The following is a 10,147-nucleotide window of genomic DNA, read 5'->3' as shown; positions in this document are numbered from 1 at the left end:
TTTTGCGTTTGCGGGAGACTACGTCGGTGAGGAAAGAAAGGTATTTCTTTCGGTGAGGACGTTGTCGCTGAGGACTCCGTCGTAAGAGCAAAAATTCAATTAATTCCGTTTTTTACTCAATGTAGCCAATCATTGTTTACTGAGAACACCTTTAACCGTCATATCCTGCTACGACAGGATATCTCAGAAAAGCAAATGGTAAGTGTATTTCGACGCAGTCCTCGCCGACATGGTCGTCACCGACAACGTCCTCAGCGACGCAGTCCTCACCCTTAAGATGATCTTCAGCCTCAACGAGACGACGTTTCCCGTCTATACTTGCAGTTAAATACCCTACCAACAGGTGGCATATGACTTCTCATCACACTTATAAAAAAGTAGAACTTGTCGGATCCTCGCCGAACAGTATCGAAGAGGCGATAGAGAATGCGTTAGATGAAGCGTCGAAAACGATTCGTAATATGAATTGGTTTGAGGTGGTGGAGACCCGTGGCCATATAGTCGATGGAAAGGTAGCCCACTATCAGGTCACGATAAAAGTGGGCTTTAGAATTCAATACAGTTAGTTTTCGTGTCTCAGGAAAAGTCTCGACATGACCTGGCCAGCCGATTTCTCTTTAATAAGTTGCCAGTTATCTGGAAGTTTGGCCGAATCGAACTGAGTCTCCGTCTCTACATAGATGATTGCATCTGGCGTTAATAAGCCCATATGTTCCAGGTAATTAGATATATCACTTGCCAGACCCTTATTAAAAGGTGGGTCAATAAATACAAGATCAAAACATCTGTTAGATGCTAAGTTGAGGATAGTCTGATTTAATACTTCACTATTCTCATCCTGTAAGCGCTTTATATTGTCTTTTATCTGCTTTGCTGCGAGCTTTTCTAATTCCACAAATGTCACATGTTGAGCGCCACGGGAAAGCGCTTCAAACCCGAGGCTGCCAGAGCCTGCACAGCTATCGAGGCAGACGGCATTAGCAACATAGGGCATTAACCAGTTAAATACGGTTTCTTTGATTCGGTCTGTGGTAGGGCGTAATCCCTGGGCATCGATAACGGGAAGCTTTCTACCTCGATATTTACCGGCAATAACACGTACCTGCCCAGCAGCCTTTGCCTGCTGGTTTTTGCTTTGAGGTTTGTCTTTGTGCCTGTGATTTCGTTGAGTAGGTTTTTGCGATGCCATTGTTTTATCTCATTAACTGTATCTGTCCGCGTTGTGACAGGGAATCCTGCCTGCGCCTGATATATGCGCGGATTTTAGCCTCTTCAGGTTTTTAAACACCGGCGGAGATGCTACTATACTGACCTTAATTTCAGGCGCAGGTTTATCAGGAAAAGCTGGTTGTATTCAAAACACAATTTTATCCTTGATTGACCTCTTTACCAATGCCTGCCAGCACCTAATTTAACGATCATCAAGTGTAACTTATTTATTATGGCTAAAAAGAAAGGCTTATTTTCCTGGTTTAAAAAGTCAGAAGAGACTGCAGATTCAAAAATTGAGACCGAAGCTCAGGTCCCGGACCGGGGAAATGACGCATCTGACGAGCAGTTACAGCAGCACGTCGAGCAAGAAAATCAAGACGCAGGAATTCAGGAAAGTGAGGCGGCAGAAGTTTCTTCAGTAACTCCGCAAGATGAGTCGCAAGTATCAGAGCAAAAAGAAGATTCCGAACTTGATTTGGAATCCGAACAGGTCCAGCAAGCTGAACAAGAAAAGTTCGATACAGAAGAGCAGTCAATACCCGAGGACGATAACAGGGCACCTGCAGGTGAAAGTCAAAAACTTGGTTTTTTCCAACGACTGAAATCTGGCTTAACCAAAACCCGGCAGAATATTGGTAGCGGCTTATTTGATCTGTTTCGTGATAAGAAAATCGATGATGAGTTATTTGAAGAATTGGAAACCCAACTGCTTCTTGCTGACGTTGGTGTTGAAACCACGACGAAAATCATCGATTCATTAACCCAGGCGGCCAGCCGAAGCCAGTTAAAAGATGCCGAAGCTCTGTACGAGCTGTTAAAGCAGGAACTGCATCAGGTGCTCGATGGTGTAACATCGACGGAGGAACCGGCTGTTAGCGGACCTAGAGTGATCCTGATGGTGGGTGTCAACGGCGTTGGTAAAACCACGACCATAGGTAAACTGGCTAAACAGTTTCAAGCCCAGGGCAAGTCAGTCATGTTGGCAGCGGGGGATACCTTTCGTGCTGCAGCGGTTGAACAATTACAAGTTTGGGGCGAGCGAAATGATATTCAGGTTGTTGCCCAGCATACTGGAGCCGATAGCGCATCCGTGATTTTTGATGCATTGAATTCAGCAAAAAGCAAAAATGTCGACATTCTCATCGCTGATACCGCTGGGCGGCTACAAAATAAAGCCCATTTGATGGAAGAGCTGAAAAAAGTCGTGCGGGTAATGAAAAAGATAGATGCCGACGCGCCCCATGAAATTATGCTAACCATTGATGCCGGTACAGGCCAGAATGCGATAAGTCAGACGCAGCTATTTGATGATGCGGTTGGCCTGACGTCACTGGCGGTGACTAAGCTTGATGGCACGGCTAAAGGTGGCGTTATTTTTGCCGTAGCTGACAAATTCAAGATTCCAATTAAGTATCTTGGAGTTGGCGAAGGTATCGATGACTTGCGACAATTTGATGCCAAAGACTTTATTGAAGCACTGTTCGAAAAATAGTGCTCGTGATAGTCTAAAGCACTGAGTAGCAACTGAACAATAAGAACAATAGTCGTCGATGATACAGTTTAAAAACGTAAATAAGACTTACCCTGGCGGTTTTCAGGCCTTAAAAGGTATTAATTTTTCTTTGGAAGCCGGGGAAATGGCGTTTTTGACCGGTCACTCAGGAGCCGGAAAAAGTACGCTTTTGAAGTTGATTACCCTGATGGAAAAACCAACATCCGGTCAGGTCATCATTGATAACAATGAGTTAAGTAAGATACGCTACTCCCAGATACCATTTGTGCGCCGAAACATCGGCATGATCTTTCAGAATCATAACCTGCTAATGGATCGCACGGTATTTGATAATGTCGCTTTGCCCCTGGTTATCGAAGGCTTAAGCTCCCGCCAGATTCGTAAGCGGGTAGAAGCGGCCCTCGATAAGGTTGGCCTTGCCACGAAAGTGAAGTGCCTGCCTTATATGTTGTCAGGTGGCGAACAGCAACGAGTTGGAATTGCCCGGGCAATCGTCAACAAACCACCCATTATCCTTGCCGATGAGCCAACCGGTAATCTTGATCCAAAGTTATCGTTGGATATCATTCAGTTGTTCGAAGATTTTAATGCGGTTGGTGTCTGTGTTCTGATCGCAACCCATGATCTGGGCTTAATCGCGAGAATGAAATACCGCACCCTGACTCTGAAACAGGGGCAGATGATTACCGATGGTCTGGCCCATGCTGAGGCAGTGTAATGAACAGTAATAGCAAGCAAAAAAAGCCGTCCCTGCTGACTCGAGTGATGTCTCCTGTGCATCTAGGACAACAGTTTGTTGCATCATTTCATGATCTGTGGCGCACGCCGATGGCATCATTAATGACGATTCTCGTTCTTGGCATTAGCCTTGCGCTCCCGGCGACCCTGCATTTATTTAGCAAGAATGCAGAGCGAGTCAGTGCTCAATGGCAAACGGCGGCGGAAATCTCTGTTTTTCTGAAAAGCTCGGTAACAGAAGCCAGCGCTCAAAATCTGCTGCAGCGCATTAAACTATATCCGGAAGTGCAGCAGGTGCGCTATATCTCAGCAGACGACGCATTAGAGCAATTTAAACAGCTGTCGGGATTTGGTAATGCATTAGCGTATCTTGATTCAAATCCATTGCCGATAACCTTGCTGGTAACGCCGACGCAGCGCCATTCGCAGCCAATGGCTGCTAAAGCCCTGTTAGAAAAAATACAGGGCGAGCGTGAAGTTGAGCAAGGCAAACTGGATGTAGAGTGGTTAACCCGCTTACAGGCGATTATGGTCTTGATTAAAGATATCGTGTTTGCCCTGGCTGCGTTACTCAGTTTTTCTGTGGTATTAATCATCGGCAATACAATTCGCCTGGCGATATTGAATCAAAAAGACGCCATTGCAGTAATGAAACTGGTCGGTGCGACAGACGGATTTATTCAACGTCCCTATTTATTTACCGGCTTTTGGTATGGTGTCCTTGGTGGGTTGTTTGCCAGTATTACCGTGAGCTTTTTAGGTAAGTTCCTCGGTGCTGCCATCAGTGATTTGGCACAGCTGTATGAAAATCAATTTTATATGCAGGGCCTGAACCTTCCTGAATTGGGGCTGTTATTGTCTATTGCGGTATTCCTGGGTCTTATGGGCAGCTTTATATCGGTCCGCAAACATATAAGAAGTATTGAACCAAACGCCGATTAAGCGGTCAAAGTCAGGGTGGAAATGAAAATCCTCCCTTGAAAAAATAGCAATCAGGCTATACTAAACTAGATATAAATCATATTAATCAACCAGTTATATTTCATTATAGAATGTTCAATTTTTTTGAACTTTGAATCCGGTTTTTTGGGTTAGCGATCTTGAAAAAGCTGTGTTAGTATCCAAAATCCATCTAATAACGAGGTATTGAATGAGTAATACTATGCAATCAATGGCATTGACTGTTCCCCAGAGTGGTAGCATCGAAGCGTACGTGCAATCTGCTTACAGTATTCCTATGCTCAGTGCCGAACGTGAGCAAGAACTGGCATCGCGACTTTATCATGAAGATGATTTAAACGCGGCTCAGGAGCTGATCATGTCTCATCTACGATTCGTGATCCATATTGCCAAAGGTTACTCCGGTTATGGCTTAGCTCAGGCTGATCTGATCCAGGAAGGAAACGTAGGTTTGATGAAAGCAGTAAAACGCTTCAATCCTGATGTTGGTGTTCGCCTGGTTTCATTTGCGGTTCATTGGATTAAAGCGGAAATTCACGAATTTGTTTTACGCAACTGGCGTATCGTGAAAATTGCTACAACCAAGGCGCAACGAAAGCTGTTCTTCAATTTACGCAAGAACAAAAAGCGCTTGGGGTGGTTCAACCAGGAAGAGATTAACACCGTCGCTGAAACACTGGGTGTTACCAGTAAAGATGTGATCGAAATGGAATCTCGAATGGCTAACAGTGACCAGGCGTTTGACATGACAGACTCTGACGATGATAGCGGTAGTGCAACACACTTCGCGCCAGCTCAGTATCTGGAAGATAAATCGTCCGAGTTATCGACTCAGGTTGAGTCTGACAACTGGGATGATCATGTTAACAGCCAGCTAGTTGAAGCGCTGTCGTCACTGGATGATCGCAGCCAGCATATCATTAAAGCGCGCTGGCTGGACGAAGACAAAGCAACACTTCAGGATTTAGCTCAAACTTATGACATCTCGGCTGAACGGGTTCGTCAACTTGAGAAAAACGCCCTTAACAAGCTTAAGCTGGGTATCACCGATATCTGAGTAAACTAGCGCTGAAGATTTTGATGAAAAGCCAGAGTATCCTCTGGCTTTTTTGTTTGTAAACTTTGTTGGCGGTCAATCCAGATTCCTTTCCCCGTTCCCATTATCCTTGCCTCAACCTCGACTGAGCAACCATATATGGAGTCAAACTCTAGACGATAATATTCGTATGTTGGTACGAGGTTTTTAGTATGTTTTTCAGACGGTTTAAGTGCACAAAAATCAGACAAATATTTCTGTTAATCAACAAAAACTCTGATAAACTTGTTGATCTAACGTGATTTTTTAGGGTGCCTTTCATGGATTCGAGAGGAAACAAACTGATCAATACGGGGCCAGTTATGGATACCTCCCGAACAGTACCTAAGCTGCGGTCGCTTTTGAAAAAATATAAGAATATTAAAACGATCCAAACCGGCCTGTTAAAATTATCGGAACTTTGCAGTACCGAGACGGACTTGGTTTGCTTTTACAACAAGCTGCAAAAAATCATTCAACGCTATTTTCCGGCCGACAATCTTTACATTGAGCATTTTGACAATAGTGGCCGTGATCCCTACTTCATTAACGAACTTTTTTGCGCACCCATCAAACCTCAGCTAAATGCGGATATCCTCGACTTCGTTGCAGCAACGGCAAAACCGATTTACCTGAATCACGACCAGATAGTCATTCTCGAAAACGAAAATGAACTGATAAAGCGACCGTTTCCAGTGCGGAACGATCACACCAAGCTCGTTGATGTATGGTTAATTGCCCCTTTGACTATGGCGGAAAAGGCGTTTGGATTGGTGGCGATAAAGGGCTTTGCCAGTCAAAGCAAAAACTGCCTTGCCGATTTGCAGTTAATCCGCTACATCGCCAGTCAGATTTCCGCCTGTATTCAACGACATCATGCATTAAACCAGCTCAAAGCCTATTCGCAGGATATTAATCAGATAATCGGTGAGCGAACCGCCGATTTACAGCAAAAAAACTTACGCTTGCGTAAACAGGTTGAAGAGCGACGTGAGATTGAACAACAGCTGTACTTTGCCGCTCATCACGATACCCTGACTAAATTGCCCAACCGTGCGATGTTCTCCGAGCGGCTCGAGCATTCACTGAAGCATGTGAAGCGCCATCCAGATCATCGTTTTGCGGTGCTGTTCATTGATCTCGATCGTTTCAAAGTTATCAATGACACATTGGGACATCATATTGGCGATCTGTTGTTAGTTGAAATCTCTGAACGCATTGCCGATTGCATTCGTGGCAACGATATTCTGGCTCGACTCGGAGGCGATGAATTCGTCATTTTGCTTGATACTCTGGTGCAACATGAAGACGCTGAAGATATCGCCCTGCGGATCATTGAAACCATTGAAAAACCCTTTGTTATTGACGGGCAGGAGCTTTATTCCAGCGCCAGCATTGGCATTACTGTCTGTGATCGTCACTATGAAAATGCTGCGCAAGTGTTAAGAGATGCAGATGCTGCCATGTATCAGGCGAAAGCGCTCGGAAAGGGCCGATTTATCTTCTTCGATGATTCCATGCGTCAGCAATTAATGGCAAATCTCAACCTTGAGCATGAATTACGCAAAGCTTTGAGAGAAGAGCAATTTGTCCTGCACTTCCAGAAAATCACCGATTTGCATAGTGAGAAAATTGAACAGGGAGAAACCCTGGGGTTTGAAACTTTATTAAGGTGGCAGCATCCACAGCGAGGCTTGCTAAGCCCCGGAGATTTTCTAGAAGTCGCGGAAGAATCCGGTTTAATCATTGATATTGAGTGCTGGGTATTGGCGACGGTTGCCAAACAGCTGCAAAGCTGGGACCAGCAGGGCGATTATCCGAACACTTTTGTCAGCGTGAATTTATCGCCAAGACAACTACAGCAAAAGAATCAGGTGAATCAGCTTATCGGTATTATTCATAAGCATTTCCTGCAACCAGAGCGGTTGATTCTTGAGTTCAATGAAAGGGCATTCGTGCAGAGTCCGGAACAATCCTTACAGGCTCTGAAAATGCTCAAGTCAGCGGGAGTAAAACTTGCGCTGGATGATTATGGTTATGGCTTATCGTCATTGAATTACCTGAGTAATTACCCTTTCGCATTTATCAAGTTGCACCAGTCATTTGTTAAGTCACTTAAAAATAATGAGCGCAACTTAACCCTGGCCAGAAGTTTACATGAATTGGGTGACAGCTTTGGATTCCGCCTGGTCGCCGAAGGCGTGGAAACTCAGGCACAGCTTGAGCTGGTCAAACAGGCCGGTTGTGATTATGCCCAGGGCTATTTCATTTCCCGTCCACAAGCGGCTGATTTATCCGAGGATGTAGATGACAACGGCGATGACGATGTCATTGATTGTGCCTAGACTAAACCTAAGCGTTTAGGTTTCAGGTTTCAGAGATATTGGGCAACAGCTACTACTTCTTAACCTGCAATATCACCCAAAATCCCTTAATCGGCGTCAATTTGTAAAAGCCGTATTAATTATTCGTTTCGGCCTTTTTCGCCGCAAGCATGGCTCGCAGCCCGGCAACACCTGCCTGGCCTTTACGTTGTTTTTCTTCTGCCGACTGACGTTTCTCACCACCTTGGTCCCAGACAAGATCATCCTGCGGCATTTCATATAAAAATCTCGATGGCTCGGTCTGAATCAATTCGCCAAACTGGCGACGTTCTTTGGCATAGGTAAAGATAAGCTCCCGCTGAGCGCGGGTAACGCCTACATAGGCTAGACGGCGTTCTTCTTCAACGTTGTCTTCATCAATACTTGTCTGGTGCGGCAACATGCCTTCTTCCATGCCAATAAGGTAGACGTAAGGAAATTCCAGCCCTTTGGAAGCGTGCAAGGTCATCAGTTGTACCTGATCTGCTTCTTCTTCTTCCTCATTACGCTCCATCATGTCACGCAATGTCAGGCGAGTAACCACCTGAGGTAAGGTCATCGGCTCGTCCATATCCGTGCCTTCCAGCATGTCGGTCACCCAGGAAAATAACTGGGTCACATTTTTCATCCGCATCTCTGCAGCTTTGGCGCTAGGTGACGTGTCGTATAACCAGTCTTCATAATTAATGGTCTGGATAAACTTTCGCAACACCGCTGAGGTATCGCCACGCATGGCATTATCTTCGGTTTCCACCATCATCCGGGTGAAGCGCTGCACATTAGCCAGGCCTCGTCCGGTTAAATGCTGTTCCAGGCCAAGTTCGAAACTTGCCGCAAACATACTAATTTGCCGCATATTGGCATAGGTACCTAATTTTTCCAGGGTTGCTGGACCAATTTCCCGGCGCGGTACATTGACTACCCGTAAAAAGGCATTATCGTCATCAGGATTAACCAGCAAGCGCAGATAGGCCATGATATCTTTAATCTCTGAACGGGAGAAAAAAGACGTGCCGCCACTGATTTTGTAAGGAATGCGGTTTTGCATTAAAACTTTTTCAATCAGCCGCGACTGATGGTTACCACGATACAGAATCGCGTAATCCTTAAACTGACTTTTATTCAAAAAGCGGTGACCCAATAATTCACCAGCTACCCGCTCCGCTTCATGATCTTCATTTTTGGTGCGAATCACCCTGAGCTCGGTACCGTATTGCAGCTCAGAAAACAGCTGTTTATCGTAAACGTGCGGATTATTGGCAATGAGAATATTAGCGCATTTCAGGATACGTCCTGATGAACGATAGTTTTGTTCGAGCTTGATAAGTTTTAACTGCGGGAAGTCCTTACCCAACAGCACAAGGTTTTGTGGTTTTGCGCCGCGCCAGGAGTAAATCGACTGATCGTCATCGCCAACCACAGTGAACCGTGCACGCTCACCGGCAAGTAATTTTACCATCTCATACTGACTGGCATTGGTATCCTGATACTCATCAACCAACAGATATTGAATCTTCTTCTGCCAGCGCAGGCGCACTTCTTCAAAGTTGCGCAGTAATAATGTTGGTATAAGAATCAAATCATCAAAATCCAGCGCATTAAACGCTCGCATATGCTGATGATATTCTTTGTAAAAATGCGCAAACAATGAGGCTTCTTCCCCTTTCGCCTGCTTTATCGCTGCATCCGGTAGCAGCAGGTCATTTTTCCAGTTGGAAATGCTATTCTGTAGCCTTGAAAGTAGCTCTTTATCACCATCCAGCTGCTTTTCGGTCAGCTCTTTTAATAGCGCCAGGGTGTCCTGATCATCAAACAAGGTGAAGCCCGGCTTAAAGCCCAACGTTTTCAATTCACGACGCACGATATCCAGACCGAGAGAGTGGAAGGTCGACACCATCAGGCCCCGGGTCAGGTCCCGGCCCAGCATTTTGCTGACCCGTTCTTTCATTTCCCGGGCCGCTTTATTGGTAAAGGTAACCGCGGCAATATTACGAGCTTTATAACCGCACTCCTGAATCAAATAGGAAATTTTCTGACAGATCACCCCCGTCTTTCCTGATCCCGCTCCGGCAAGCACCAGGCACGGACCACTGACGTAGTTCTTTGCTTCATTTTGACGAGGGTTGAGCTTCATTAATGTATTATTTGATCAGATAAGTTGAATGCAGGCAATTTTACCCAATTAATAACGCTGTCGAAAGACTGAAGTGAACAAATAGGACGTAATCACTACGCTAATAGGCTTATAACTGCTAGGATATGAACACATTAACGGCTTAAAAAATA

General features: G+C 45.2%; 8 protein-coding genes. 6 read left to right on the top strand and 2 right to left on the bottom strand.

The window, feature by feature from the left end:
• The first annotated feature begins 350 nt into the window (after positions 1–350).
• On the top strand, positions 351–566 hold the full coding sequence (locus E8M12_RS09450) for a dodecin (protein ID WP_136735897.1): 216 nt from the start codon (positions 351–353) through the stop codon (positions 564–566).
• On the opposite strand, the gene rsmD is transcribed toward E8M12_RS09450, so the two are convergent.
• Positions 563–1,189, bottom strand: a complete 627-nt coding sequence (gene rsmD / locus E8M12_RS09445; RefSeq protein WP_136735896.1) for a 16S rRNA (guanine(966)-N(2))-methyltransferase RsmD — start codon at positions 1,187–1,189, stop codon at positions 563–565. The two genes, E8M12_RS09450 and rsmD, sit on opposite strands and share 4 nt — an antisense overlap.
• Before the next feature lie 252 nt (positions 1,190–1,441).
• Between rsmD and ftsY the strand changes: the two genes are divergently transcribed.
• The 5 genes from ftsY to E8M12_RS09420 all read left to right on the top strand — a co-directional run bounded on the left by ftsY (position 1,442) and on the right by E8M12_RS09420 (position 7,843).
• Complete coding sequence (gene ftsY, locus E8M12_RS09440) at positions 1,442–2,704, top strand: signal recognition particle-docking protein FtsY (RefSeq protein WP_136735895.1); 1,263 nt, start codon at positions 1,442–1,444, stop codon at positions 2,702–2,704.
• A 58-nt stretch (positions 2,705–2,762) separates the two neighbouring features.
• Positions 2,763–3,443, top strand: coding sequence for a cell division ATP-binding protein FtsE (gene ftsE, locus E8M12_RS09435; protein WP_136735894.1), 681 nt, complete (start codon positions 2,763–2,765; stop codon positions 3,441–3,443).
• Positions 3,443–4,405, top strand: a complete 963-nt coding sequence (gene ftsX, locus E8M12_RS09430) for a permease-like cell division protein FtsX (RefSeq protein WP_136735893.1) — start codon at positions 3,443–3,445, stop codon at positions 4,403–4,405. Before ftsE ends, ftsX begins: the two co-directional genes overlap by 1 nt.
• A 208-nt stretch (positions 4,406–4,613) precedes the next feature.
• Positions 4,614–5,480, top strand: coding sequence for an RNA polymerase sigma factor RpoH (gene rpoH, locus E8M12_RS09425; protein ID WP_136735892.1), 867 nt, complete (start codon positions 4,614–4,616; stop codon positions 5,478–5,480).
• A gap of 380 nt (positions 5,481–5,860) precedes the next feature.
• Positions 5,861–7,843: a putative bifunctional diguanylate cyclase/phosphodiesterase gene (locus E8M12_RS09420; RefSeq protein WP_169303096.1), complete on the top strand. Its 1,983-nt coding sequence runs from the start codon at positions 5,861–5,863 to the stop codon at positions 7,841–7,843.
• Positions 7,844–7,958: 115 nt separating this feature from the next.
• Here the strand turns inward: E8M12_RS09420 and rep are convergent, their stop codons facing one another.
• Positions 7,959–9,995 carry a DNA helicase Rep gene (rep, locus tag E8M12_RS09415; RefSeq protein ID WP_136735890.1) on the bottom strand — a complete coding sequence of 679 codons (2,037 nt, stop codon included), beginning with the start codon at positions 9,993–9,995 and terminating at the stop codon, positions 7,959–7,961.
• Positions 9,996–10,147: the final 152 nt, after the last annotated feature.

The organism is Thalassotalea mangrovi (assembly GCF_005116735.1).
Taxonomy (GTDB): domain Bacteria; phylum Pseudomonadota; class Gammaproteobacteria; order Enterobacterales; family Alteromonadaceae; genus Thalassotalea_A; species Thalassotalea_A mangrovi.
This window is presented reverse-complemented; position numbering and strand designations above follow the sequence as displayed.